The organism is Mesorhizobium sp. NZP2234 (assembly GCF_013170765.1).
GTDB classification, from domain to species: domain Bacteria; phylum Pseudomonadota; class Alphaproteobacteria; order Rhizobiales; family Rhizobiaceae; genus Mesorhizobium; species Mesorhizobium loti_D.
Window position 1 is genome coordinate 6,230,100 of the sequence record NZ_CP033364.1, and the last position, 25,365, is coordinate 6,255,464.

Consider the following 25,365-nt stretch of genomic DNA (forward strand, 5'->3'; position numbering starts at 1 on the left):
CGGCTCTTGAATACCCCTTTGAGATGAGCTCATTCTGAGTAACAACCGCACGGCGTTCCCACGTGTCTGAAACCATGCATGAGTGCGGCTAGCACGCCCTGCGCCTTGTTCGCGGTTTCCGGGCCGCCCCGGCACTTACTTGACCTCCAGCTGCTCGAAGTTCGCGCATAGGCCTTACATGACGGATCGGTAGGCCGCGACCGCCGGGAAATTAGGCACCCGGGCGGCTGCGCCAATTGACCAACTTTATGCTTCGATTACTCGGAATCTGAACCTGACATGCGTCGCGATTTCTCTGACATGCCGGCGGCAGGCAAGCTTTCCTTTCTGGCCTTGGCAAACGCTCTGTCACCTTCCAGAAACCCTGCCAGCATGAACGGTATGAGTTCCGCTACCGTTTCAGACTCGCCATAGGTCTGGCGGTAAAGCGCCGCATAGTCCTTGAGTGCTTGGTTCAGGTCCGCGCTAACGGTGATGGTCATCTTCGAAGGTGTCCGGTCTGGAAGCTTTCCAAGTTTCAGATCTGCCATGATTACTCCTGTTCAAGTCGGGTATGGGCGCAGCACAAGATCCTTGTGTACAATCACGCGTAGGGGCCAACCGGGGCGGACGATAATGGTGGGTTGAATATTCAGGTTTTTTTCGGTGATGCGCTGGCCGGCTTGACTGATGTTTTGCTGAGTGGATTCCCGGATCGCCTTAACTAGGTCGCTTTCGTTTTCCCCAAAGCTCAACTCGGTACCAACGCCCAGTAGCGTCGCTAGAGCAACTCCCTTGATCAGCTGCCAGGTGTGAAAATCGACCTTGTCTTCAAGCCCGGCATAGCCGGCAGTATCCGTCGCTGGCAGATTGTCGATTTCGATCGAGGAACCGTCGGGCAGGATTATTCGCTGCCAGACCAGCAATGCGCGCCTCTGCCCAAAAGCCACGACGCTGTCATAAGTGCCGATGAGGCGTGAGCCTTGCGGAATGAGCACAATGCTGCCGGTGACTGTGTCGTGCACATTCTCGGTGACCTGCGCGACGACAAGGCCAGGCAAGTCGGAATTTATGCCGGTGACGAGACTGGCCGCGATCACGCTGCCGGCCATCAGTTGGTAGGGCGAGGCCGGCGTCTGCAGCGCGTGCTGATTGTAGATCCCGCTTGTGTTTCGCTGACTGATAAAATCGAGCTTGCGCTGTTGGTTGTTCTGGTCACCCTCGGCTGGGGCAACGGAAGCTGACACGCGCGTCGCTCCGGATTGCGGAAGCGCCTCAGACGGCTGCTGCGCACTCGGCCCGCCGCCGGCGACATCTGTCTGTCTGGGTCGATTGTCGATCCGGAACAAGACTTGCGACTCGCGCGCCTCAATTGCTTGCTGGGCAAGGCGCTGCTCCTCGGCGGAGATATCCTGCCCTGGCGCGATGCCGAGCTGACGTTGGCGTTCAAGGATGGGGCGACCGAGGTCGCCGGGCAGTGGCGGTCCGAGCACAGGGGCCTTCGGCATGATCCCGGAATAGTCCTTGGGAAGCGCTTCTAGTCCCTCGGCGGGTGGCTTGCGCTCGGTGTTATAGCGGTCCTCTGCCTGGTGCTTGATACGCCATGCCGGTCCTTGAAGCGCCATCATCGTGACGCCCAGAATGGCACCGGATCCGACTGCAGCGATGGCGACGATCAGACCGCGCCTGAATCGGACAGCGCGGCGGGGCGAGGCTCGCAATTGCAGCTGCTCGGGATCGAGTTTCGGCGGCGCATCGGATCGGGAAGTATCGGTCATGAGCGCTCCCCTCACCTGCTGGGCCGCGCAAAGAGCGGAATCCGCCGCGGCGGTTGCCGGCCGTCAGTCCTGGTGATGCGCACCACTTGCTGCTGTTTGGCGCCGAGGCGCAGTTCGGCGGCAGCAAAGAGGCGATCGACGATGTAATAGTTGCCGCGCATACGGAAGTTGACGAGCTGGTCATTGCCATCGGCGCCGACGATGAAGAGAGGAGGCGCTTCACCCTGATCAATGCGACGGGGGAATTCGATATAGACCTTGCTGCCATCGTCGAAAGCGCGCATCGGCCTCCAGGGTGGTGTGTCGCCGGTGATTGAATACCGGAAGCGGATATTCTCGAGCGCCACATTCGAAGCTACCGGCATGGCAGCCTCGGCTTGAGCGTTGCGCTGGCGTAGCGCGATGATCTGGTCCTCGCTATAGGTCCAGGAGATCGCCGCCATTGAGGTTTTCTCGGTGCTTTGAAGCTGCAAATGGTAGGTGCGTCGTTCTGTGGTGATCACCAGATTGGTGGTAAGCCCCGGCGCGAAGGGTTTTACCAGCACATGGGTGCGCTGATTGTCACCGGTGCCGCTGACGGTATCGCCGATCACCCAACGCACCGTGTCGCCGGCCGACACGGCTGTTAGCTTCTCGCCCGGCTGGAGTGCGATATCGGTAACGCGCTCCGGTGCGGCGTAGAGCTGATAGAGCGCGCCATCGGCGAATGGATAGACCTGAACCGCATTCATGTACCCATACCTGGTGGGTTGCTGCGTCGCTGCTTTATTGGCATCGGAGACCCGTTCTTCAGGAGAGCGCTTGTCTTCGGCCACCCTGCCCGGATTGGGCTGTAACTGACCGGGTAGCGGCAGCGGCTTTGGCACCTCGACTATCTTGACCGGCTTCTCCGGCGGCTTCTCGATTGCGGCTGGTTTGAAATCGGCAGCATCATAGTAAATCTCAGGCGGCGGTACCGGCTTCGACGCGCAGGCGGAGAGGACCGCTGTAGAGGCCGACAGGATCAGCACGGCACGGACCGGCGACATTCTATTCTTCATTGGTGGACTCCTTTTGGGGAAACGGACGTCGGCGCAGCACTGTCGAGCTCGCGCGACCAGTCGATGGCGTTGATGAAGACGCCGAGCGGGTTGTTGCGCAGTTGGTCAGTATTGCTTGGCGGGCGGATCACGATGGTGAGGATCGCGGTCCAGCGCGTCGTGCTGGCAAGGCTGCCGCGCTCAAAAACCTGCTCGGCCCATTTGACCTGGAACGAGCTGTCGGAAGCCCTGACCACGCTGGTCACTTGCACCGACACGCTGCGTGTGCCGATCTGGCCGAAAGGATCGTTCGCCTTGGCGTACTCGTTGAGAAAGAGCGCCGCGCGGTCGGTGGCGAAGTCATAGGCCGAAAGCCAGTTCTGCCGCACCAGCACCGGATCGGTGGAAACGGAACGGACATTCTGAATGAAGCGGCCGAGATGCCACGCGATCTGGGCATCGGAGGGCTCGTAGTCCCGGATTGCCGGTGCAACGGCGCGTGCCTCGCCGAAGCCGTCGACCTCGACGACGTAAGGCACGACGCGGCTCTGGATCGACTGCCACACGAGTCCGCCGGAAAGTCCGGCCGCCAAGGTCAGACAGCCAAGAGCCATGAACCGCCAGTTGCGGGCCTGCACTCGAGATGAGCCTATGCGCTCGTCCCAGAGCTGCGCGGCCTTCTGATACGGCGTGACCGGCTCGGGCGTCTTGCCGTAACGTTGAATGGGTCGCTTGAATAGCATTTAGTCGTCCTTGTCGTTGAGAGAGGGATTGGCGCTGCCTCCCGGCCTGTCGCCTTCACGGACGGCCTGCATGGCGGCGTGACGGTGGGCACGGGCTGTCTGTTCGGAACGCAGGCGCCTGGCCCAGCCGGGCGCGGCATCAGCGACCGGACCAGTAGGGCTTCCGGTCATGGATGCGGTCGGCGCACCACCGGTCGCGGTCCAGGCAGCTTCGCGCCCGGCATCAACGCTGCGCCCGAAGCCTCCTGCGGCAGATCGTGCCGCCCGCATTGCGGCGCCGCCGGCGGCGCTGGTCACACCATGCATTCCAGCAGCTACACCGGGCAGGCCGGACTCGGGCGATGTTGCGCGCCCCATCTGCCAGGCCGTAGAAGCCGCTGACCCCATGGTCGTGCCGGCACGGAGTGCGGTGAGACCGCTGCCGGTTGCCATGCGCGCGCCGGCAAATGCTGCGCCTGCGGCAACGAGCGATGCACCGGCTGCGGCTGCCGTGGTTCCAAGTGCGGCGCCCGCGCCAAGCTGCGGCGCGCCCGAGACAAGACCGGAGGCTATCCCAGGTCCGAAAATGCCGAGACCAAGGAGCGCCAAGGCGCCCAGGACCTGTGACATGGCGGCGGCCAGATCCGGCTCCTTGCCTTGCAGCGCGGAAGCGAACTCGCCAAAGAGCGTGGAGCCGATGCCGATGATGACGGCCAACACCATCACCTTGATGCCCGACGAGATGACATTGCCGAGCACGCGCTCGGCGAGAAACGCGGACCGGTTCCAAAGCGCGAAGGGCACAAGAATGAATCCGGCCAGAGTGGTGAGTTTGAATTCGAGGATGGTGATGAAGAGTTGGATGGAGAGGATGAAGAAGGCGATGATGACCAGGAACCAGGCCACGAGCAGCACGAAGATGGTGAGCGCGTTGCCGAAGATTTCTGGGAAGCCGAGAAGCTGGCTTGCCTGATCGAGAAGCGGCCAGGCGCCCTCGAAACCGGTTGCGGCAATGCGGCCCGGATGCAGGAGATTGTCGGCAGATAGGTTGCCGGATGACGCATTGATGCCGAGACCGGCAAAGGACCGATAAATGATGTCGGCGAGGTTCTTGAAGTTATTCAAGATGAAGGCAAAGACGCCGACATAGAGCACTTTGCGGATGAGCCGGCCGAATATGTTGGGTTCGCCGCCGAATGCCCAGGCGAGGCCGGCAAGTGTGACGTCGATGCCGATCAGGGTCGTGGTAAGGAAGGCGACATCGCCCGAGAGCAGACCGAACCCGCTATCGATGTAGCGGATGAAGGTCTCCATGAAGCGATCAATGACCCCAAGGTCGTTCATGCCGCCTTCCTCGTCGTCAGAGATTGGTGATCAGTTGCCGGGATAGGCCCTGCCTGTGCCGAGGAAGCGCTTTGTTGTCTCGCGCGCGGCCTCCTCGGACTGCGCCTTGCGCGCCGCATCCTCGGCCTCAGCGCGGAACTGCGTTGCGAGCAGCGTCTGGATCTGCATCTGCTGCTTGGTCGAAAGCGCAAGGAGCTGGTTAGTGGCCTGACTTGCCTGAAGCGCACCGGCCGCGCCTTGGCTGCGGTTGACGAGATCGGCAAGCAGGTCACCATCACCGCGAACATTCTCGACGATCTGCGACTGGACACCCATGGTCTGACGGAATGCCTGCATTGCGCTTTGCCAGCGGTCACGTGCGGCGCTCGCCACATCGCTGACCTTGATCGTGGCGTCGTAGCTTTCCGGATATTGATTACGCCACTGGTCCTGAAGCTTGTTGAGATCAAAGCTCAGGCCACTCGCCTGGTCCATCAGACCGTCGATCCGTTGGAGCGAGCCGGTAAGCTGACCCACGGAAGAAAAATCCAGACTCTGAAGATTGCGTGCCATGTTCTGCAGCACGGTCGCCTGGTTCTGGAGCGACTGGATCTGGTTGTTGATCTGCTCCAGCGAGCGCGCCGCCGTGAGCACGTTCTGTGCGTAGTTCGACGGATCGAACACGATGAGCGCGTAGGCCGGCTGCACGTAGTCGGCCATCGGCTTGGCGATCAACGAAAGGGTGATCAGGCCCGAGAGAAAGCGGCGCCGCATCATGACGATTGCTCCTTGGTTGGTTGAGGGAATTGCTGGAGAAGCTCGGCCGCCCAATCCAGGCCGCGGGCGCCGAGGAAGCGAAAGACAAAGCTGTCCTGCCCGTGCTTGGACAGGACCCTGTCGATCAGGCTTTGCGCGGCTGGACCCGAGGCGCCGCAAAGTGCAAGCGCGATGGGGCCGAGCCCGAGCTCGAAGAGACGGTTGCCGCAGCGCGACTGCAAATAGTAGTGCCGCTTCGGCGTGGCCCGGGCGATCAGTTCAATCTGCCGGTCGTTGAGACCGAAGCGCTCATAGGCAGTCCGTGCCTGCGGTTCCACGGCACGATCATTGGGGAGAAAAATGCGCTGTGGGCAGCTCTCGATGATCGCCGGCGCTATTGCAGAGCCGGCGATGTCGGCAAGCGACTGCGTGGCGAAGATCACCGATACGTTCTTCTTTCGCAGCACCTTCAGCCATTCGCGGATGCGGGCAGCAAAAAGCGGATTGTCGAGATAGACCCAGGCCTCATCGAGCATGAGCAGCGTCGGTCGCCCGTCGAACCGCTCCTCAAGGCGATGGAAGAGATAGGTGAGCACAGGCAGCACAGCGCTTTGGCTATGCATCAGCTCCTCGGTCTCGAAGCACTGCACATCCGACAAGGCCAGCCGATCGTCGTCGGCATCGAGCAATCGGCCGAAGGGACCGTCGAGCGTGTAGGGCATTAAGGCGGACTTCAGTGCATTGGACTGAAGCAGGACCGACAGACCGGTCAGCGTGCGCTCCTGCGCCGGCGCGGTGGCGAGGCTGTTGAGCGCCGACCAGATCGCCTCCTTCACCTCCGGCGTGAGGGTGACGTTCTCATGGGCAATCAGGCCGGCGATCCATTCAGCTGCCCAGCTGCGCCTACCCTGATCACCGATATTGCGCAGTGGCTGGAAGGCAAGCGCACCGTCCGAACCCAATACATGATGCTCTCCACCCATGGCGAGCGTTGCCGCGCGCGCCGAATTGCCTTTGTCGAAGACATAGACCTGCGCGCCGGCATAGCGACGAAACTGCAGGGCGATCAGGGCAAGCAGCACCGATTTTCCGGCGCCGGTCGGTCCAACGATCAGCATGTGGCCGACATCTTCGACATGGGAAGAAAGCCGGAACGGAGTCGACCCGCTGGTTTCGGCGATGAGGAGCGGCGGGGCCTCTCGTCCAGTGAATTCAGCCAGATGCTCGTTCGCCGCAGGACCGGCCCACACCGAGGAAAGCGGCATGAGATGGGCAAGGTTCAGCGTGTGAACGAGCGGCTGACGAACGTTGGCATAGACATGACCCGGCAGCGAGCCGAGCCAGGCTTCGACCGCATTGACGCTTTCGCGGATGGTGGTGAACCCGAGCCCATTGATGATGCGCTCGACCGCGCGAAGTTTCTCAGCGGCGGCTTGGCGATCCTCGTCCCATACCGTCACCGTTGCAGTGAGATACCCGAAGCCGACATGATCGCCGCCCAACGCCTGAAGTGCTTCATCGGCGTCGAGCGCCTTATTGTCGGCGTCGCTGTCGATGAGCGGAACGGGTTCGTTGCTTACAACCTCGCGCAGGATTGCGACGATCGATTTGCGCTTGGCAAACCACTGCCGGCGCAAGCGGGTCAGCGTCTTGGTGGCCTCGGTCTTGCCGAGCGGAATGAAGCGCGTCATCCAGCGATAGGCGAAATCCTGATGATTGAGGGCATCGAGGATTCCGGGCCGGGTGAGGTTCGGAAAGCCGAGGATGGTAAGTGTGCGAAGATGTTGCTCACCCAGCATCGGCTCCAAGCCGCCGGTAAGCGGCACATCGACCAGGATGCCGTCCAGATACATTGGCGTTTCCGGCACGGCGACCGGATGGCGGCGGGTCGAGATCGTGTCGTGCAGGTATGTCAGCGTCTCGGCGTCATCGAGCGGACGCACTTCGGGCATGAAGCCCGACAGAAGATCCAGCACACGGTCGGTCTCGTCACGGAACCGCGCCATCTCCTGGCGCCAGTCTCTTTCGCCTTCTGAATGATGCTTGTCGACGAGCGCGCTTTCCGCCCGCGCCTGGGCGTCCGGTGGCGGCATGGACAGCAAGGTCAGGTGATAGCGGCTCTCGAAATGCGCGACCTTGCCTTCGAAGGCAGCACGCCGTTCTTCATCAACCAGCCATGACGCCGCGTCCGGGAAACGCGAGGACGGATAGCCCAGCGCTTCGATGCGCTCGGCCTCGAAAAACAATGTCCAGCCGGAGCCAAGGCGTCTAAGCGCATCGTTGGCCCGGGCGCAGATGCCGATGAGTTCGGCTTCGGTCGAGCTTTCCAGATCGGGCCCGCGAAACCGAAGAGTCCGCTGAACGCTGCCGTCCTTGTTGAGCACGATGCCGGGCGCCACCAGTGCTGCCCAGGGCAGATGGTCGGCAAGCCGGTCGGCCTTGCCGCGATATTCCGAAAGGTTCAGCATGCGAGCCATCCCCTCAGGCGAAGGTGACGGACAAGCACGCTGGCAAAGTCGGGATCGCGCCTTGCGGCAAAGACCGCGAGCGTGTGGCCGCCAAGCCAGAGCACTAGCCCGGCAATCCATTGCTGCAAGCCTAGTCCGATGGCCGCAGCCACCGTGCCGTTGAGGATCGCCACCGCCCGCGGCGCGCCGCCAAGCAGGATCGGTTCAGTCAATGCCCGGTGAACGGGAACCTCGAAGCCCTCGATATGTTGCACTCCGGCGGCCATCAGACGAGCGCCCCGCCGCCAAAGGAGAAGAACGAGAGGAAGAAGCTCGATGCGGCGAAGGCGATCGACAGGCCGAAGACGATCTGAATCAGCCGGCGGAAACCGCCTGCAGTATCGCCGAAGGCAAGGGTCAGGCCGGTGGTGATGATGATGATCACCGCGACGATTTTGGCGACCGGTCCCTGCACCGATTCCAGGATCTGCTGCAGCGGCTGTTCCCAAGGCATGCCGGAGCCGGCAGCGTGCGCCGGAACTGTGAGAAGAAACGCGAGCGCGGCAAACGAAAGAAAGCGGAGCTTCTTGCGCATAAGGGGGCCTTTCAGAGTTGCTGGAGTTGCGGAGGCGTGAGTGGGGTGACGGCGTAGTCGCCGCTGCCGTCGAGACCTGTGACCTCAGCGATTGCATCGATGCGGCGCGACGAGCCGCGCCCCGCGATGAAGACGATGAGATCGATGGCATCGGCGATGAGGCGGCGCGGCACGGTGACGACAGCTTCCTGTGCAAGCTGCTCGATGCGATAGAGGGCAGAGCGCGCCGAATTGGCATGAACCGTGGCGATGCCGCCGGGGTGCCCGGTGTTCCATGCCTTGAGCATGTCCAGCGCTTCCGCGCCCCTGACTTCACCGACGATGATGCGGTCGGGGCGGAGCCGGAGCGTCGAGCGCACGAGATCGGCGAGTGTGACCGAGCCCCGCCTGGTTCTCAGGGCAACGCAGTCCTTTGCTGCGCATTGCAGTTCGCGGGTGTCCTCGATGAGGATCACTCGCTCGTCGCATTCGGCGACTTCGGCCAGCAGCGCATTGGCAAGCGTCGTCTTACCCGACGACGTGCCTCCGGCGACAAGGATGTTGCGCCGTTCTCGGACTGCCTTTATCAACGCATCGGCCTGCAGCGGCAACATGATGCGATCCGCAACATAGTTGGCCAGCGTGTAGAGCTTTGCGGCTGGTTTGCGGATGGCAAAGCAAGGCGCCAGCACGACAGGCGGCAGCAGTCCCTCGAAGCGTTCGCCCGATGGCAATTCGGCGCTGACAATCGGATTGTCCGCATGCGCCTCGGCACGCACGTGGGAAGCGACTAGGCGGATGATGCGTTCCGCCTCGGAAGGATGCATATGCACGGCCGTATCGATTCGGCCTTCTCCCAGCCGGTCGAGCCGCAGCGCGCCATCGGGATTGACCATCACCTCGATGACCAATGGATCGGCCAGCGCCTCAGTGATCGTCGGACCCATGGCGGTGCGCAGCATGGCGCGGCGTCGGTGGTCGGCCTCTGGATGAGCGCTCATCCTTCCCCTCCTCCGCCATTGTCTTTGCCAAGCGAGCGTTTCCCCGATGCGATCTGGCGACCGACCTGCTCGACGAATTTGTCGAAACGCTCCTGAGCAATCGCCTGTGTCGCCTTGTCCGGAACAGGCGTGTGGGCATGAAGCGTGATCGAAAAGCGGATGAAGAGCGCCAAGCTTTCCAATGTCATGTCGACATCGCGCCTGACGTGACTGAGGTCGCGGGAAAGACGGTCCAGCCTCATGCCATAGCGCCGATCGAGTTCATTCTCGCCACGCCGCTCGATGAAAGCTTCTACGGCCTTCGCGACGACCGCGGATTTTGTGGTCGAGGGATCGCGGCTGAGGTTGTCCAGCTTCTCGCTCAATTCCGGTTCGAGCAGAAACTGGTGACGAATGCGGTGGGGCTTCATGCGCTTGTTCCAACTGGCCGGCGCTGGCGGGCCGGCGGCGGAACAAGCATTATCGAGATGCCCAAAATTGCTTACGGCCGTTATCTACGCTGAGATACGCTCGAGCTGCGGAAAGCGTTCAGAAGCCGGGGACGATATCCTTATCATCGCCCCTTCCCTCGTTGATGCCATAGGCACCTGCGACGGTGGAGATCCGGTCCATGACGCGCTTGTCCGCCATCGCCTCGCTATCATCGTCTGCGGGTCTGGACAGATCGTCCTGGTCCGGTTCCTGCGTGACGGCGGTATGTTCTTCGGGTAGGCCAGGATGGCGCTGCTGCTGAACACCTCCCTCGTCCGCATGCGCGGCGCCAGCGCTTTCATCGTCGGACGCAAGACGACGGTCGACGCCGCGTACTTGCCCAGTCCAATCGTCCGGCCGCGACATCGGGCAGTCCGCGTAGGGTCCGTCGCGCAACACCGGCGAAGGCAGCACCCGCTCGGTGAAATTGTGATCCTCATAGTATCGCAGCTTTTTGGCCCGGATGGGGGGCAATCCCGAAACCAGCACCAGTTCGTCCGCGGGCGGCAATTGCATCACCTCGCCCGGTGTCAGCAGCGGGCGGGCGGTTTCCTGGCGGCTCACCATGACATGCGAGAGCCAAGGTGCCAGCCGGTGGCCCGCATAGTTGCGCATGGATCTGAGTTCCGTGGCCGTGCCAAGCGCGTCCGAGATTCGCTTGGCCGTGCGCTCATCATTGGAGGAAAAGGCAATTCGCAAATGGCAGTTGTCCAGAATAGCGTTGTTGTCGCCATACGCTTTGGAGATCTGGTTCAACGATTGCGCGATCAAGTAGGCACGAATTCCGTAACCGGCCATAAACGCGAGCGCGGTCTCAAAGAAGTCGAGGCGACCGAGCGCCGGAAACTCATCCAGCATCATCAGCAGTTGATGCTTGCGGCTCTTCTTTGGGTCACCCTCGAGGCGCTCCGTCAGCCGCCTGCCGATCTGGTTCAGGATCAGTCGCACCAAGGGCTTGGTGCGCGAGATGTCCGATGGCGGCACGACCAGATAGAGCGACATCGGCCACTCCGCATCCATCAGATCGGCAATGCGCCAGTCGCAGTCCGATGTTACCGCCGCCACGGTCGGATCACGGTAGAGGCCGAGAAAAGACATGGCGGTCGAGAGGACGCCTGAACGTTCGTTCTCCGATTTGTTCAACACCTCTCGTGCCGCCGAGGCCACGACGGGATGGACCTGAGGCTTATTGGCCGCGCCGAGATGGTTGGTCGTCATCATTCGCCGCAAAGTCGCGGCAAACGAGCGTTGCGGGTCCGAGAGAAAGGTGGCGACGCGGGCAAGAGTCTTTTCCTCTTCGGCGTAGAGCACGTGCAAGATAGCGCCCACCAGGAGTGAATGACTGGTCTTCTCCCAATGATTCCGCCGCTCCAGCGCGCCTTCCGGATCGACTAGAATGTCGGCGATGTTTTGGACATCGCGAATCTCGTCCGAACCTTTGCGTACCTCCAGCAGCGGGTTGTAGCGGGCCGATCGCGGATCAGTCGGATTGAACAAAAGGCAATGCGAGAACCTCGACCGCCAGCCGGAGCTCAGCTGCCAGTTCTCGCCTTTGATGTCGTGAATGACGGCCGAGCCGGACCAGGAGAGAAGGGTTGGGACAACCAGTCCGACGCCCTTGCCGGAACGTGTCGGCGCAAAGGCCATGACGTGCTCAGGCCCGTCATGACGCAGATACCGGTCCTTCAGTTTGCCGAGGAAGACGCCTGCCGGCTGAAACAGCCCTGCTTTCTCGATCTCCCGCGTCGCCGCCCATCGAGAGGAGCCATAGGTGGTGACCAAGCCGCGCTGGCGCGCGCGCCAGAGGGAACCAGCGATCGCAGCGGCACAGCCCATGAATCCACTGGTGCCCGCAAGCATGCCCGCCTTGTCGAATACCTCGGGCGCATAGGCATCGAATTGGAACCACCATTCCAACAGTTTCCACGGCTCGTAGATCGGCCAGCCAGCCGCGACAAACCATGGCGCGCCGAGTTGTTCCTGAAAGGCTAGCATATGAGCGCACCATTGCGTGGCAGCCCACACGCCGAGGAGAACGATGGCGAACACAATGGCGATCTGCCCAATCAGAAGCTTCGTGGGCGTCACTGGCTTGCTCCGCTGTTCTGGAGAGATGGATCGAGCATCGCCCGGGACGGCCGGAACAGGAATGCGCCCTATGTACGACTTGGTGCGATGAGAGGCTGTTTGGCGCGCCGTTGCTCTCCTTCGAGGTGTATCAATATTCGCGCATTCCCGAGGACTGCTAAGTCGGAGGGGACTATCGGTCGTGCCTATCGTGAGCACGTGGTCGGGGAGCGGCGGTGGCGTGCGGGCAAGCCGCTGAGGAAATTCTGAACATCGAGTCCGGTCTGAGGTACAACAAGCCTATCGAGTCCGGTCTGAGGTACAACAAGCCTATCGAGATCGGATCGCGAGGTAGCCCTGCCCGCCATGGGAATTCCTCAGGCGAGTACCGACATATTGGGCGCTGCCTTATAAGTGGAAGGCGCCTTCCCGTTGCCTCTATCGCAGATAAGTTACCTTCCGGCCTTCGCGCTGGGTTTCCCAGCTGGACTGCGTTTCAGTCTCAATTCGCTGTGCTTCTTGTGAGCCAGACACCATTTCTCGGACGGTGAATTGACGACATTCATTGTCCGACAAGCCCTCGCCGGCGATCTGTTGGGCAGAGGCGGCTATCACCCCGGCCGTGGCACATCCGCGCGCTGCAGAACCTCGATGAGCCGCCGGCTCAAACGCCCAGGCGGATGCAAAGATCCACAGATGCGTTCCGCCAGCCCTAGTTGCCAAGCATATGACCGGCATTTCGCAACGCGCCTAGGAAGAGGCCGGCATGGTGAGTGACATCGATTTTGGCCTGCATTGACACCGGCATGCTGGTCCAATTCTCCAACGGTGCAATGAAGCGGGAGAAGGTATCGTCGACGACGCAGTAGCGGCTAATAAGGCCTTGTCTGTCCAACGCCAGCACACCAATCTGCCCGCCTCGATATCGGATGGCTGCGAGCCGTTGGACCTCGGCGTCATCATCGATCCGCACATCGAAAAGCAGGTTTCCGCGGCTCCTCGCGGCTATCTCCGCCGCTTTGTCATTAAAGCTCAAGCAGAGTGAGCGGACGCTTTCCACTGCCATCTGGAAAACCAACAAATCCAGTTCATTCACGGCCATGTGGGCAGTTGAGCCAATAAATGGATGATTGCAATGTCGCACACGGCTTGTTCACAGGTGTCGGCGACTGATCGTTCGTGGCTTTCTTCGAGGGCGGGAAGCCGCTTGAGGCCTGCTACGCCGGCGAAGGCTGTGAAATCGTGACCTCGAAGAAAGGAAACCGCATGGGCGTCAAATTTCGCTTCGGCGTCGCCTTGGCCTCCTCACACTTATTTGGCTGACTCAGCGGGCAACCCGGTCGAGAAAAGCGTCGAATGCGGCAGCGACAACGCGCATCGCAAAGCGATGCTGCCGCCGTACGCGGACAAAACCCTTTTCGATGTCCACAATCCCGTCCTTGGCAAGCATCGCCAAGCGTTCGGCTGAATCGAGAAAATGGATCGGATCAGATCCGTGGGCGGCACAGATTGCCGGCACATCGGCCTCGAGATCGCACATTAGTCGCTCGATGATTGCGGCTCGCGCGCGGTCTTCCTCGGTGAGACGGTAGCCCTTTGACGTCGCCAGACGGCCAGCTGCGATGTGCCGGCAGTAGGAATCCCGTGTAACCTCGTTCTGGACGTAGCCCTCGCCGACACGCCCGATAGCCGACGCGCCGAAACCGATCAGGGTTTTGCAGGTGTCGGCCGAGTAGCCCAGCGAGTTGCGCCGCAGGCGACCGGTTTTCTGTGCCAGCGCGAGATCGTCGTCCGGCAAGGCGAAATGGTCGAGCCCGATCTCTCGGTAGCCGGCGGCAATCAGCGTCACGGCAATGGCCGCATCCTGTTCGGCGCGGGCAGCGCTGCCCGGAAGCGATGCCTCCTGGATGAGGCGCTGATTCTTAATAAAGGACGGAATGTGCGAGTAGCCGAACACCGCAAGCCGGTTGGGGCGCATGGCGACCGCCGCCCTCGTGGTCTCGACGCAAGACTGCACCGTTTGATGCGGGAGACCAAAGATGAGGTCGAAGTTGATGCTTGTCACTCCATGCCGACGCAGCATTTCGACGGCAGCCGCCGTCTGCGCCTCACTCTGGACCCGGTTGATCGCTTTTTGAACAATGGGATCGAAGCTCTGCACGCCGAGGCTCGCGCGGTTCACGCCGGCTGCTTGCAAGGCTTCGGCCATATCGGCCGTGAACGTGCGTGGATCGATCTCGACGGCGATCTTAGCTGTTTCCGCAAGCGCAAAGTGGCGGCGCAGGAATTCCGTCAGGGCGAGGAACTCAACTGGCCCCATGAGAGTTGGCGTTCCGCCGCCGAAATGCACATCGCTCACGGGCAGCGCCTGCGGCGCGTGCTCCGAGACCAAACGTATCTCGTCACGCAGCGCCGCCAGATAATTAACGATCGGCGCATCATGGCGGGTGATGGTGGTGGGGAAGCCGCAATACCAGCACTTTGATCGGCAGAACGGAACGTGCAAGTAGAGTGACGCCGGATCGTTAGCCGGTAGGTTCCTGAGCCATTCCTCATAAGCGTCGGCGCCGACCGCCCCAGAGAACTCCGCGACAGTCGGATAGATGGTGTACCAAGGCAGGCGGGCTTCGCGATGTTTTGTGGTCTGCAACAGTTACCGTCCCATGTTGTTGCCTTCCATCCTTACCACTGCGCTCTCCTGTGTCTTTGCGCTATATCAGTCCGGTCCGCTTTGGGCCCGATTATTTCGCAGCGATAGCTCCATTCAGCCTTGGCTGGACAGCGATGGTATGAGCACGCGCTGGTCAGCGACAAGCGCCATGGGTTTCCCGTCGAGACTTTCCCGCACACCGTTTGGTGCTACTATCCTATCCTATCCCCTCCCTTCAGCGTCCGATGGAACGCAGCATGCCCCATCCGACCAGTCGATTCGGCGTTGGGACCAGACTTTTGCTCGCCGGCTGGTGCGTAAGACGGCGTCACGTAGCGATACCTGGCATCTCGATGAGTTCGTCGTATTAATTGCCGGCACGAGGCTTTGCCTGTGGCGCACCGTCTGTCAGAGCGGGAATTGTGCTCGAGGAGACCGTCCAGGTCCGCCCCTGCCAAGGCTGCAAGCCTGATGAACCAATTTAGAAAGTAGCGCTACGCCAGGCGCATGATCACCGACAAATCGCGCTCCTGTGGCCCGGCAAAGCGCCGGAGTGAAGCGCAACTCAAGCATCGCTCGCAACTGACAATCGAGCGAATTCGCATGTGCTTCCGTAAAAACAAAAATGGCCCATGCACGGCTTCCGATTCAGAGAGGGGCTTACAACGGCTCGTCTCGACCTTCCCGCCTTTCCGAACCACTTTGTCCGGACTAGCTGGAAAGCTGGTGCACCTCGCCACCGCCGAGGTTGGCCCTTCGCCCTAACGAGGACGCTTACGCCTAGGCATGTCGGCATCAGTGGGGCATCTCGGCTGACGTACCGAGCGGTGCACTCGCATGATGTCAACAATGTCGAGGCTCAAAACAAACAAAAGATATCGCCATTGAACGATACTGTCGCGAAGCGAACAGACGAACCATGTCCGAACATTTGCTTTTCGTGCTCAGCTTGACCCTCAGAGCAAAAAAGGAAACGCAAACCAAGGTCCGACGGCAAACTTGAGTGTCAATCGTAGCTTGGTCGTGAGGTTGGCACGTCACTTGCGGGGTGATTTTCGAAGCCGTTGTGACGGTACGCCCGCAGCTATCGGAGATAATCATGGCGATCGAATCGGAAGTGTTTGATTCCTCCCCGGGCATTTCAAGCAGGTGATATGAGAACAACAACTTATCGTGTGGAAGTATGATTTCAGCTTCATCGCCCCTGTTGTTGAATAATTATTATGATCCGCGTGTCACACTGCGATAGGCGCAGCGCGATGTGAATCGTTTTCGATTCTGGGGACAGGAAGGGCTGGCTCGTTCGTTGACGTCCCCTTCTTCAATATTTGAACGGAGATCAAGAATGAACATCAGGAGCCTCCTGCTCGGCTCAGCTGCGGCCCTGATCGCCGTTTCCTGTGCCCGAGCCGCCGACGCCATCGTCCTGGCCGAGCCTGAGCCCGTTGAATACGTCAAGATCTGCGACGTTTACGGCGCTGGTTACTACTACATCCCCGGCACCGAGACCTGCCTGCGCATCGGCGGCTATGTCCGTTACGACATCGGCCTCGGCGATGTCGTATCGTATGACCAAGCCAGAACCACGGATGTGAAGACTGGCGAGGCCCAGGGCATATGGCAAAACCACACGCGCTTCACATTCAAAACTTGGACAGGGCAAGAGACCGAACTCGGTACATTGCAGACCTACATCGAGACCCGCATGACCTACGGCAAGCACACCGCCTATTCCGGTTCGGACAGTCCTCGATACTATGCCTTCAGCCAAGGCATCACGTTGACTTTCGCCTGGGTTCAGCTTGGTGGCCTCCGAGTTGGCAAGGACTGGTCCGCCTTCGACATGTTTATTGGCTACGCGGGCGACGTGCTCAATCAGATGCTTATCCCGTACGGCGCCTTCGATACTAATGTGGTTCAGTACTACTTTGACGCCGGTAACGGCTTTTCGGCTGTGGTTTCACTCGAAGAAGGCTCGGGCCTGGTCGGCACCATCGACAGCTACGTTCCGCACCTAGTCGGCGGAGTGAAATACACACAACACTGGGGCGCGATCACCGGCGTTGTCGCTTATGATAGCAACTACGAATCGGTCGCCGGCAAGGTCCGCATCGACGTCGATGTTACCGACCAACTCTCGCTATTCGGAATGTTCGGCTACGGCTCCAGCGGCAAGCTCAACGATGACGTCACTAACGCAATCGACGCTCATGGTCGCGGGTTCTACAAAAGTTGGGGCGGTAACTGGGCTTTCTGGGCCGGCGCCACTTACAAGCTCAATGAGACAACTTCGTTGAATCTTCAGCTCTCAGGTGATCATCTCAGGAACTATGGTGTCGCTGCAAACGTTGCCTATGCGTTTCTTGCAGATTTCACAATTACAGCCGAACTCGACTACGACCGCTACGGCGACTTCGCCGTCGGCAAGGTCGACCCTTCCATTAGCTGGGCTAATGCCAACAAAAAGAGCAGTGTCGGCGGCATCCTCCGTTTCGAACGTTCATTCTAACGGGAGGAAGAGCTTCATCTCGGTGGCCTCAGGCGGCGAATGACGATTATGCGGGGGACCTGCCACGCCTGCGGCAGATAAGCCCTGACACGTTTGCAATCGGATACAGCTGCGATTAGGGCGCCGCCGATGCCCCGCTTGCCGGGAGTGACAGCTGGTAAAGCGTTGCGGCAGGTTTGCTGGCGGTCCCGGCGCTTGCGCTGACGCGTGCGGCGCAGTCCGGCGACACGGTGGAGGCCGCCGGCAGATTGGTGGGCGCGTGATCGCCGAAGCAATCGCCGAACTCGCCCAGTATCCCAGCTTCGATAACGACTGAATCGGCGGCGACTCAATGCAACCTTGGCTTCCGGAGACCGCGCTGACCGCCGCCGGCCTGACCGCGCTCGCCGCGCAGGATGCTTCGGACAAGCAAATCACCTGCGTCAAGGCGCCCTTCAAGTCGCTGATCGACCATGTCTTTATCTCGCCCAATCTATTTCATGATCCTCGCGCTCGACCGAACCATCGAGCGGTTCCTGGAAGTGTCCGATCATCGCCCGGTCCTCTTGCGACTGGCCGGGCCTATCGGTGAGCGTTAGATCTAGAACGAGGTTACACGGGATTCCTACAGCCCGCACATCGCAGCTGGCCGCCTGGCAAAGTCAAAGGGCAACCGTCTCACCGACGAAGACCGCGGCGAGCCGCAATCATCGAGCGAGGACGAAGTAGTGGACAGCGAAGGGTTTTATCCGCATGCGGCAGGAGGATCGCTTTGTGGTTAGCGCTATTGCTGCGTATTCGATGCTTTTCTCGACCGGGTTTGCCCGTAGGCACAGCCAAGCAGTGTGAGGGGAGCCAAAGGGATAACCAATCGTCGCTAAACGGCATGCTCCAGCAAATAACGGCAAGGCGGTAGCGGCGCGCTTGAGCGCCGGTTGAAGTGCTTGGAGTTTTTTCCGAATGGGCGAGCGTTGCGACTAATGAAGGCGTAACATCATTCGACGGTGACTGATTTTGCCAGGTTGCGTGGCTGGTCGAGATCTGTGCCCATGAAGAGCGCCGTGTGGTACGCAAGAAGCTGTATCGGCAGCGAGAAGATCATCGGCGCGATAATCTCGTCGGTGGCCGGCAGCACGATCGTGTGCATCGTATCGAGTTTCGATGCGGATGCCCCTTTTCCATCGGTGATAAGGATAATGCGCCCTCCGCGGGCGGCCACTTCCTGCATGTTGGAGACGGTCTTGTCGAAAAAGCGATCATATGGCGCGATGACGATCACTGGCATGTTCTCGTCTATCAATGCGATAGGACCGTGCTTCAATTCACCCGCCGCATAGCCTTCGGCGTGGATGTAGGAGATCTCCTTGAGCTTCAGCGCACCCTCCATCGCCAGTGGGAAATTTGTGCCACGGCCGAGATAAAGGACATGATGACACTTTGACAGTTCGCGCGACAGAAGCTCAATCTCCGGCTGGATGCTGTCCAGTACCTGCCTCATGAGGCGCGGCATTTCGGTGAGGCTCTCGACGAGCGCCTGCACCTCATCTTCGGTCACGGTTCCGCGGGCCTTGGCTGCGTGGATGGCGAGTGCGGCAAGAGCGGCTAGCTGGCAGGTGAAGGCCTTGGTGGAGGCGACGCCGATCTCTGGGCCGGCAAGGATCGGAAAGACCACATCGGCCTCCCGAGCGATGGTCGATTCGCGCGCATTGACGACAGCGCCAATTTTCAGCCCAAGCTGCTTGCAGTACCTCAGCGATGCCAGCGTATCGGCGGTTTCGCCCGACTGTGAAATGAACAGAGCCGCAGACTGCGGCGACAACGGAATCTCGCGATAGCGGAATTCGGATGCAACATCTATTTCGACCGGCAGGCGCGCATAGCGCTCGAACCAGTATTTTCCGATCAGCCCGGCGAGATATGCGGTGCCGCAGGCAGAGATCGCCAAGCTCGGGATCTTGGCGAAGTCGATGCCAAAAACCGCATCGGCACCATTTTCGATGAAATTGATATAATGACCGAGCGCATCGGCGATGACCTCGGGCTGCTCGAGGATTTCCTTCTCCATGAAGTGGCGATGGCTGCCCTTGTTGGCCAGAGTGGCCACGGCCACGGAGGTCTGGCGCGGACGCGCGACGGGGTGGCCGTCGTAATCAAAGATATCAGCGCCCGTCCTGCCGACAACGGCCCAGTCACCGTCAATGAGATAGGTGATTTCATTCGTGAATGGAGCAAGCGCGATCGCGTCGGAGCCCAGGAACATCTCGCCGTCGCCGTGACCGATCGCCAGCGGTGGTCCATTGCGCGCCGCAATGATGGTCGACGGATCATCCTCAAAGAGGATGGCAAGCGCGTAGGCACCCCTGACGCTTTTCAGCATGGCATGCACCGCCTCACCACGCCTCATGCCCTCCCGGCGGTGCCTTGCCAAGAGATGCGCAAGGACCTCAGTGTCGGTGTCGGTCTGGAACTCGGCTCCCGTCGCCGCCAATTCGTCCTTCAGTTCGGCGAAATTCTCGATGATGCCGTTATGGACGACGGCCACACCATCCGTGAAGTGCGGGTGTGCATTGCGTTCCGTCGGTGGCCCATGGGTTGCCCAGCGGGTGTGGGCGATGCCGATGGTACCACCCAGCGGCTCTTCCTTGAGCCTCCTCTCGAGATTGACGAGCTTGCCCTCCGCGCGCCGGCGGTGCAAGGTGCCCTCGGTGATCGTCGCAATGCCGGCCGAGTCATAGCCGCGGTATTCCAGACGCTTCAATGCGTCGACCAGGCGTTCCGACACCGGCTGTTGCCCAACGATGCCAACAATTCCGCACATGTTCTTCTCCGAATTCTTCCCGGCAGCCTTAGCCGACGCAGACGAGGGACGCCGCCCGGCATGCGCTCAGTTAGATTCTTCTAATGGAATCCAGTCAGTTCGGTAAAATTGATTGTTGGGATAGCCATCATCCACGCCATGGATGAACTAAACCTCAGTCCAATGCGGGTGATGTGAACCGGGGCGTACGCTTCCGCCTTCAACGGGCTGCGCATATCATGGCCGGCGCCCTCACCTGCGTTAATAGCATGCAAGCCGGCCGGAGGAGACGGGGAATACTTGGGCCGAGTGCGAATGGGTAGTCCCAGCGCACTCTTTGATCTCGCCGTTCAATTGTGCGGACGCTGCTTCATGCATCATTCCTCGGTTTGCTTCTCCAGGCCGGACGCAATGACTCCTTTCGGCGACGAGAAGCAAACCCTCTTCCGATCCCTGGGGCCACGCACCACGTCTTAGCTATCCGCATGGGCCGTGCGGCAGGCCGAGAATCGGTCGCCACAGTACCGGCCCATTCAGACGTCCCCTCCAGCGGATGCGCAACAGGCTGGCGTGAGAGATCTCGAGAAACCCGGCCACCGCCTCCGTTTTGCCGACGGGCTGCGGCTTTCCGATACGCGACAATGGCCACGTTGCGAGGCGAAGGATCCGTTCCATACGCGTATCGGTCACCGTCACGATCCGGGTGAGATTGTTAGCCAAGCCGAATTCGATCATGCCGGCGAAGAGCTCGTAGGTTGCTTGGGCAAGGCCGCCTGCCGCCTTGGGCGTTGATGGGGGCAAATCGAGCGCGAAACGGCTGCTTTCCCATATGTCGGGACTCGCGGGCGCCACAGCTTCACCCAGCAGCGCCGGGAATGTGTCGCGCAACATGGTCGGCCCAGTGGTTGGCAAGAGGCGCACGCAGCCACGAATTCGCCAATCGGATCCCTTGAGCAGCAGATAGACAGGCTTCAAGTCGTCAAAGGTGTCTGTTTCCATTTCGCCTCCGGTCTGAACTTCCCAATCGAGCCTCTCCTTGAAAACCCGATGTCTGAGCCCGTGCATCTCTTTGAGCTCGCCTGCGAATTCGCTGTAGAGGCCAGGTGTGATCAGCTGAATCATTCGTCGCCTCCGTGCGGGTTGTGTTCCCGCCATCGAAGGGCAAAGCGCACAGCGATGCAGCCTGTGGACGTTTACAGCTATCCTCGCGGAAGGATCCGGATCTCGCCTGACCGGAGGCAGCCAGCCTGGCAACCGCATGGATCGTCCGAACGCGAGCTTTGCTTGGCATTTTCCAGATGGAAGGCCCCCTTGCCCTTTGAGACCTGCTTTCCAAGGCGTATTCGCGCGTTTTATCCATGCCTTTATGGTCTTGGAGAGCGTGGCGGGCAGGCTACACAGTGGGTGGCCGAGAGGTCGGGAATCAGTTGGAATGGAGGAATTCGTCTCGCCAAAGAGGGGATCCTTTGCAATGCACTGCCTGCCCGACATTCCCGCTTCAACGTTACGCGCCACATACCGCCGAGTAACAGCCGGACCGGCGACGCCGGCTGTGCTGGTTGTTGGCCTGATCAGCGGCGGCACGGTGAATCTGAGCCACGTCGCCAGCCATTTCCACGGACCGGCGAGCGTAGCCTCCAACGATCGCCGGCGGCGACGCTTCTTCCAGTTTACCAGTTCGACGAGGACTGGCTGGCGTGTACGCTGGTGGCGCGGCTCAACCTACGCCCGCCCTTGCGGCTGTGCCTTGACTGCACCAATTGGAAGCAAGGACATAAGGTTCGCATCAAGGAGCGAGGCAATATGCATCGTCGTAACCTGATTAGAGCATTCATCGCGCTGGGCGTGTGCCCGATCTGCGCCCAGACCGCGCGTGCGGCCAGCGCCCATTGGGGATATGGCGGCTCGGTCGGGCCGGAGCATTGGGCCGATCTGGACACGAGAAATTTCGCCTGTTCGGCGGGCAGGCAGCAGTCACCCATCGACATCGCCGGCACGGTAAAGGCGGATATACCGCGCATCGACATCAGTTGGCTCAAGGGCGGCGGCAGGATGGTGAACAACGGCCACACCATTCAAATCAACATGCCGGAAGGCAGCACCTTGACCCGCGGGGATCGCGTCTACCAACTGGCACAGTTGCATTTCCACGCGCCGAGCGAGCATCACGTGGCGGGCAGGAGCTTCCCGATGGAAGCGCATTTTGTCCATAAAGACACAAAGAGCGATACTCTGGGTGTGCTGAGCGCCCTTCTTACGCCTGGCGCGACAAATATCAGCTTTGCCGGTCTCGCCAAGGTCTTTCCGGCCCGGCCCGGCGAGGAGATGGCAGTTGACGAGTTCGATCCCAACGGGCTTTTGCCAGCCTCGCTCGGCTACTGGACCTATGAGGGATCATTAACGACTCCGCCCTGCACCGAAAACGTGGAGTGGATGGTTGCAATGGAACCGGTCGAGGTCGACACCGCAGACATCAAGCGGTTTACGACGCTTTACGCATCTAACGCGCGGTCGATCCGTCCCTCCAATCGGCGCTTCATCCTAGGCCTCAGCTAAGGTCATCGCGCGCGTCAAGCAAAACCGCGGTAACAATCGGGGGGTTTCAAACAGTACGACGCCACCATGGTGGCGCTGGCATCACGATAATGCCCTAGGGTTCACAACAGCATGACCGGATCATGGGAACTTGTGGGCCGCTTGCTTGCGGAGAACTGGGTGGCGTCACCGACACCCGTACACTCCGGCCTGGATCTGCTTGATCAGGGATTGATAAATTCGACGCGTCGCTCCCGTGCTGCGAGAACCCTCCTTATACTGGACCAATTAAAATCTCCAAAAGTGGCAGTTTAGTTTGGACCAGTGAACTGCAATATTGGCTTGCAGTCAGGGAAGCGATCGTGACTGGTCGCGCCGGTCATGGATTGCTTGCGCTCGAACTGATGGAGTTGCCTGGATGTTTGAGGGTCCCATCATCGACGGTCGAATTAAGAATATTGCATCGGGATTTAGAGCCGTGAGCGTCTACGTCGATGCCACTTCAGCTGGAGAAGGACGTTTCGATCCCCGATTGCTTGGTGAAGCCTGCGATTGCGCGTTGGCGGATGGCCCGGCTTGGGCAGAAGCTCATCTGGCGAGTTGGTCCGACGCCTACGTCGTCTTTGGCGCGAAGCCTAACCGTACGCCGTGCTCAGCCCAGGCCCTCAGAAAGCGGGTTCTGAAAGACGGCACTCTTTCGACGATCAACCCGATCGTCGATCTCTACAACGCCATCAGCCTGAAATACGCAGTCCCGGTGGGTGGAGAGAATTTTGACGCCTATGTCGGAAGACCCCACCTGACGATCGCTGACGGGAGTGAGACGTTCGACACCATGATGAATGGAGAGGCGGTCAACGATCCTCCCTTGCCCGGTGAGGTCATCTGGCGCGACGACATTGGCGTCACCTGCCGACGCTGGAACTGGCGACAGGGCACTCGAACCCGCCTGAAGACCCTAACAGGCCGGATGTGGTTCGTACTGGAGGCGTTGGAGACCATGCCGGACGATGCATTGGCAGAGGCGACGGATGCCATGGTCGGAGGGCTGAATGCCTTGATGCCTGGCTGCAAAATCGCGAGCCAAGAAATTGCCATCGCCGGATGAGGTTTCCGGTCGAGCGAGCGGATCGCTGGCCGCCCGGGGCATCCGGCGCGATCGATCCGATCGAGATTATCAAGGGCTGAGAGAATGAATGTCGATCTCCATCAGTTGCTCATCGTCTTTGCTGCATATGTCATTGCCGCGGGGAGCCCCGGCCCGAGCAACATGCGCATTATGGGGGTTGCGATGGCGCGCGGCAGAGGTGCTGCGCTCATGCTTGCCTCCGGCGTCGTCAGCGGCTCGATCTTTTGGGGTTTTATGGCCTCCACCGGCATCTCCGCCCTGTTGGCCAGGTACGCCCAGGCACTGCTCGTTCTGCAGGTTTTCGGGGGGCTTTACCTGCTATTCCTCGCCTTCAGGGCGGGACGGTCGGCGCTTACGTCGGACGAGAAGCTGGCGGTGCGCGCATCGACCGACCAAGTCGCTCTTTCGCGGGGTGAGCTCTATAGGAAGGGCCTCTTGATGCATTTGGCGAACCCAAAATCCGTGCTGGCATGGATCGCGCTCGTCACGCTGGGGATCGGCCCGAATTCATCGTGGCAAAGCATCGCGGCGATATTGGGTGGCTGCGCCATCCTAAGTGTCACGATATTCTGCGGCTACGCCATTGTCTTCTCCACACCGCCTATGGTGGCTCTATATCGCCGCTGCCGCCGCTGGATCGAAAGTCTGTTGGCGATGTTCTTCGCGTTCGCCGGGCTGCGTATGCTGCTTTCCCGTATGTAGTTTCGAAAGGAATGGATGATGACTTTGTTTCGCGGCCTGTCGGCGTTCCCCCTTACGCCAACCGATGCGGAAGGGCATGTCGACACCGAGGGTCTGGCTCGTTTTCTCGAGCGTATTCAACGCGCCGGAGCGGACTCCATCGGCCTTCTGGGGAGCACGGGCGGTTATGCTTACCTCACCAGGGAAGAACGCAAGCGTGCCGTTCAGGCTGCCGTGGAATGCATCGGCGGCAAAACGCCTCTTGTCGTGGGTGTGGGTGCATTGCGTACCGATGAAGCTCAGGCTTTGGCGCGCGATGCCAAATCCGCTGGCGCTGACGGCCTGCTCCTGGCACCCATGTCCTACGTTCCCCTGAACGAGGACGAAGTCTTCCAGCACTTCGTCGCGGTGGCCGAGGCGGGGGAATTGCCTTTGTGCATATATAACAATCCAAGCACCACGCGCTTCACATTCAGCGACGCATTGATCGCCCGGCTGTCGGAGGTGTCCAACATCGTCGCGGTGAAAATGCCTCTGGCGGCAAATGACGATTACGCGGGGGAACTGGCACGTTTGCGGTCGATGACGCCTGACACGTTCACAATCGGATACAGCGGCGATTGGGGCGCGGCGGATGCCCTGCTTGCCGGATGTGACACCTGGTACAGCGTTGCGGCAGGTCTGCTGCCGGTCCCGGCGCTTGCGCTGACGCGTGCAGCGCAGTCCGGCGACGCGGTGGAGTCCAGTCGGTTGAACCGCGCTTTCGGGCCGCTCTGGACCTTGTTCAAACACTACGGCAGCTTCCGCGTTATGTTCGTCATCGCCGACTACCTCGGTCTGGCGCACGTCCAGCCACCGCGCCCTATTTTGCCGTTGCCGGAGGACGCCGGAGATGACATTAGGCAGGCATTGGAGAAGCTCGAATAGCCGAGCACAGGGCATGCCCAG

21 protein-coding genes and 1 pseudogene are annotated in these 25,365 nt (G+C 60.5%); 6 read left to right on the top strand and 16 right to left on the bottom strand.

All coding sequences use genetic code 11. The features are described from left to right. Window positions 1-257 precede the first annotated feature (257 nt). From EB230_RS30120 to hemN, 14 genes are all read right to left on the bottom strand, one after another. A complete protein-coding gene (locus tag EB230_RS30120; protein ID WP_143977241.1) occupies window positions 258-530 on the bottom strand; it encodes a DUF2274 domain-containing protein in 273 nt (90 codons plus the stop codon). Between the two features lie 12 nt (window positions 531-542). Then, complete coding sequence (locus tag EB230_RS30125; protein WP_143977242.1) at window positions 543-1,757, bottom strand: TrbI/VirB10 family protein; 1,215 nt, start codon at window positions 1,755-1,757, stop codon at window positions 543-545. An 11-nt stretch (window positions 1,758-1,768) separates the two neighbouring features. Beyond that, window positions 1,769-2,785, bottom strand: coding sequence for a P-type conjugative transfer protein TrbG (gene trbG / locus EB230_RS30130; protein WP_172375206.1), 1,017 nt, complete (start codon window positions 2,783-2,785; stop codon window positions 1,769-1,771). Window positions 2,786-2,793: 8 nt separating this feature from the next. After that, on the bottom strand, window positions 2,794-3,519 hold the full coding sequence (gene trbF, locus EB230_RS30135; protein ID WP_109671454.1) for a conjugal transfer protein TrbF: 726 nt from the start codon (window positions 3,517-3,519) through the stop codon (window positions 2,794-2,796). Then, window positions 3,520-4,842, bottom strand: coding sequence for a P-type conjugative transfer protein TrbL (trbL, locus tag EB230_RS30140; protein ID WP_006329225.1), 1,323 nt, complete (start codon window positions 4,840-4,842; stop codon window positions 3,520-3,522). Between the two features lie 30 nt (window positions 4,843-4,872). Further along, window positions 4,873-5,598: a P-type conjugative transfer protein TrbJ gene (gene trbJ, locus EB230_RS30145; protein ID WP_143977244.1), complete on the bottom strand. Its 726-nt coding sequence runs from the start codon at window positions 5,596-5,598 to the stop codon at window positions 4,873-4,875. Beyond that, a complete protein-coding gene (trbE, locus tag EB230_RS30150; protein ID WP_172374510.1) occupies window positions 5,595-8,045 on the bottom strand; it encodes a conjugal transfer protein TrbE in 2,451 nt (816 codons plus the stop codon). The genes trbJ and trbE overlap by 4 nt, the downstream gene beginning before the upstream one ends. Then, window positions 8,039-8,311, bottom strand: coding sequence for a VirB3 family type IV secretion system protein (locus EB230_RS30155; RefSeq protein WP_006329217.1), 273 nt, complete (start codon window positions 8,309-8,311; stop codon window positions 8,039-8,041). The genes trbE and EB230_RS30155 overlap by 7 nt, the downstream gene beginning before the upstream one ends. Next, window positions 8,311-8,619 carry a TrbC/VirB2 family protein gene (locus EB230_RS30160; protein ID WP_010914020.1) on the bottom strand — a complete coding sequence of 103 codons (309 nt, stop codon included), beginning with the start codon at window positions 8,617-8,619 and terminating at the stop codon, window positions 8,311-8,313. Before EB230_RS30160 ends, EB230_RS30155 begins: the two co-directional genes overlap by 1 nt. Before the next feature lie 11 nt (window positions 8,620-8,630). Next, window positions 8,631-9,599, bottom strand: a complete 969-nt coding sequence (trbB, locus tag EB230_RS30165; protein WP_069091251.1) for a P-type conjugative transfer ATPase TrbB — start codon at window positions 9,597-9,599, stop codon at window positions 8,631-8,633. Then, on the bottom strand, window positions 9,596-10,009 hold the full coding sequence (locus EB230_RS30170; RefSeq protein WP_027033450.1) for a CopG family transcriptional regulator: 414 nt from the start codon (window positions 10,007-10,009) through the stop codon (window positions 9,596-9,598). The genes trbB and EB230_RS30170 overlap by 4 nt, the downstream gene beginning before the upstream one ends. Before the next feature lie 118 nt (window positions 10,010-10,127). Further along, complete coding sequence (locus EB230_RS30175) at window positions 10,128-12,158, bottom strand: conjugal transfer protein TraG (RefSeq protein ID WP_097572446.1); 2,031 nt, start codon at window positions 12,156-12,158, stop codon at window positions 10,128-10,130. A 691-nt stretch (window positions 12,159-12,849) separates the two neighbouring features. Beyond that, on the bottom strand, window positions 12,850-13,239 hold the full coding sequence (locus EB230_RS30180) for a hypothetical protein (protein WP_027056303.1): 390 nt from the start codon (window positions 13,237-13,239) through the stop codon (window positions 12,850-12,852). 222 nt (window positions 13,240-13,461) lie between these two features. Next, complete coding sequence (gene hemN, locus EB230_RS30185; protein WP_172374512.1) at window positions 13,462-14,787, bottom strand: oxygen-independent coproporphyrinogen III oxidase; 1,326 nt, start codon at window positions 14,785-14,787, stop codon at window positions 13,462-13,464. A gap of 1,345 nt (window positions 14,788-16,132) precedes the next feature. Here hemN and EB230_RS30190 point away from each other — a divergent pair. Together EB230_RS30190 and EB230_RS32800 are read left to right on the top strand one after the other, a co-directional pair. Then, the gene (locus EB230_RS30190; RefSeq protein ID WP_167514784.1) at window positions 16,133-17,296 is read left to right on the top strand and encodes a porin; all 1,164 of its coding nucleotides are present in this window, start codon (window positions 16,133-16,135) and stop codon (window positions 17,294-17,296) included. A gap of 35 nt (window positions 17,297-17,331) precedes the next feature. Continuing rightward, window positions 17,332-17,526, top strand: a pseudogene (locus EB230_RS32800) (dihydrodipicolinate synthase family protein); the annotation flags it as partial. A gap of 743 nt (window positions 17,527-18,269) precedes the next feature. Here EB230_RS32800 and glmS read toward each other — a convergent pair. Both glmS and EB230_RS30200 read right to left on the bottom strand, forming a co-directional pair. After that, on the bottom strand, window positions 18,270-20,093 hold the full coding sequence (glmS, locus tag EB230_RS30195) for a glutamine--fructose-6-phosphate transaminase (isomerizing) (RefSeq protein WP_143977247.1): 1,824 nt from the start codon (window positions 20,091-20,093) through the stop codon (window positions 18,270-18,272). Between the two features lie 456 nt (window positions 20,094-20,549). Then, window positions 20,550-21,194: an acyl-homoserine-lactone synthase gene (locus tag EB230_RS30200; protein ID WP_172374514.1), complete on the bottom strand. Its 645-nt coding sequence runs from the start codon at window positions 21,192-21,194 to the stop codon at window positions 20,550-20,552. 681 nt (window positions 21,195-21,875) lie between these two features. Here EB230_RS30200 and EB230_RS30205 point away from each other — a divergent pair. The 4 genes from EB230_RS30205 to EB230_RS30220 all read left to right on the top strand — a co-directional run bounded on the left by EB230_RS30205 (window position 21,876) and on the right by EB230_RS30220 (window position 25,344). Further along, on the top strand, window positions 21,876-22,628 hold the full coding sequence (locus EB230_RS30205; protein ID WP_172374516.1) for a carbonic anhydrase: 753 nt from the start codon (window positions 21,876-21,878) through the stop codon (window positions 22,626-22,628). A 397-nt stretch (window positions 22,629-23,025) separates the two neighbouring features. Beyond that, window positions 23,026-23,715, top strand: coding sequence for a B3/4 domain-containing protein (locus EB230_RS30210; protein WP_097572440.1), 690 nt, complete (start codon window positions 23,026-23,028; stop codon window positions 23,713-23,715). Window positions 23,716-23,799: 84 nt separating this feature from the next. Next, complete coding sequence (locus EB230_RS30215; protein WP_027056312.1) at window positions 23,800-24,438, top strand: LysE family translocator; 639 nt, start codon at window positions 23,800-23,802, stop codon at window positions 24,436-24,438. Window positions 24,439-24,456: 18 nt separating this feature from the next. Then, the gene (locus EB230_RS30220) at window positions 24,457-25,344 is read left to right on the top strand and encodes a dihydrodipicolinate synthase family protein (protein WP_027056313.1); all 888 of its coding nucleotides are present in this window, start codon (window positions 24,457-24,459) and stop codon (window positions 25,342-25,344) included. Window positions 25,345-25,365 lie beyond the last annotated feature (21 nt).

Excerpts from the sequence above, each read along its gene's own strand:
- EB230_RS30170 (WP_027033450.1), bottom strand. The coding sequence starts at position 10,009 with ATGAAGCCCCACCGCATTCGTCACCAGTTTCTGCTCGAACCGGAATTG.
- EB230_RS30215 (WP_027056312.1), top strand. The coding sequence starts at position 23,800 with ATGAATGTCGATCTCCATCAGTTGCTCATCGTCTTTGCTGCATATGTC.
- EB230_RS30155 (WP_006329217.1), bottom strand. The coding sequence starts at position 8,311 with ATGGCCGCCGGAGTGCAACATATCGAGGGCTTCGAGGTTCCCGTTCAC.
- EB230_RS30210 (WP_097572440.1), top strand. The coding sequence starts at position 23,026 with ATGTTTGAGGGTCCCATCATCGACGGTCGAATTAAGAATATTGCATCG.
- EB230_RS30120 (WP_143977241.1), bottom strand. The coding sequence starts at position 530 with ATGGCAGATCTGAAACTTGGAAAGCTTCCAGACCGGACACCTTCGAAG.
- EB230_RS30220 (WP_027056313.1), top strand. The coding sequence starts at position 24,457 with ATGACTTTGTTTCGCGGCCTGTCGGCGTTCCCCCTTACGCCAACCGAT.
- EB230_RS30190 (WP_167514784.1), top strand. The coding sequence starts at position 16,133 with ATGAACATCAGGAGCCTCCTGCTCGGCTCAGCTGCGGCCCTGATCGCC.
- trbL (WP_006329225.1), bottom strand. The coding sequence starts at position 4,842 with ATGAACGACCTTGGGGTCATTGATCGCTTCATGGAGACCTTCATCCGC.
- trbE (WP_172374510.1), bottom strand. The coding sequence starts at position 8,045 with ATGCTGAACCTTTCGGAATATCGCGGCAAGGCCGACCGGCTTGCCGAC.
- EB230_RS30205 (WP_172374516.1), top strand. The coding sequence starts at position 21,876 with ATGCATCGTCGTAACCTGATTAGAGCATTCATCGCGCTGGGCGTGTGC.
- EB230_RS30180 (WP_027056303.1), bottom strand. The coding sequence starts at position 13,239 with ATGGCCGTGAATGAACTGGATTTGTTGGTTTTCCAGATGGCAGTGGAA.
- trbG (WP_172375206.1), bottom strand. The coding sequence starts at position 2,785 with ATGTCGCCGGTCCGTGCCGTGCTGATCCTGTCGGCCTCTACAGCGGTC.
- EB230_RS30160 (WP_010914020.1), bottom strand. The coding sequence starts at position 8,619 with ATGCGCAAGAAGCTCCGCTTTCTTTCGTTTGCCGCGCTCGCGTTTCTT.
- glmS (WP_143977247.1), bottom strand. The coding sequence starts at position 20,093 with ATGTGCGGAATTGTTGGCATCGTTGGGCAACAGCCGGTGTCGGAACGC.
- trbJ (WP_143977244.1), bottom strand. The coding sequence starts at position 5,598 with ATGATGCGGCGCCGCTTTCTCTCGGGCCTGATCACCCTTTCGTTGATC.
- EB230_RS30125 (WP_143977242.1), bottom strand. The coding sequence starts at position 1,757 with ATGACCGATACTTCCCGATCCGATGCGCCGCCGAAACTCGATCCCGAG.
- EB230_RS30200 (WP_172374514.1), bottom strand. The coding sequence starts at position 21,194 with ATGATTCAGCTGATCACACCTGGCCTCTACAGCGAATTCGCAGGCGAG.
- trbF (WP_109671454.1), bottom strand. The coding sequence starts at position 3,519 with ATGCTATTCAAGCGACCCATTCAACGTTACGGCAAGACGCCCGAGCCG.
- trbB (WP_069091251.1), bottom strand. The coding sequence starts at position 9,599 with ATGAGCGCTCATCCAGAGGCCGACCACCGACGCCGCGCCATGCTGCGC.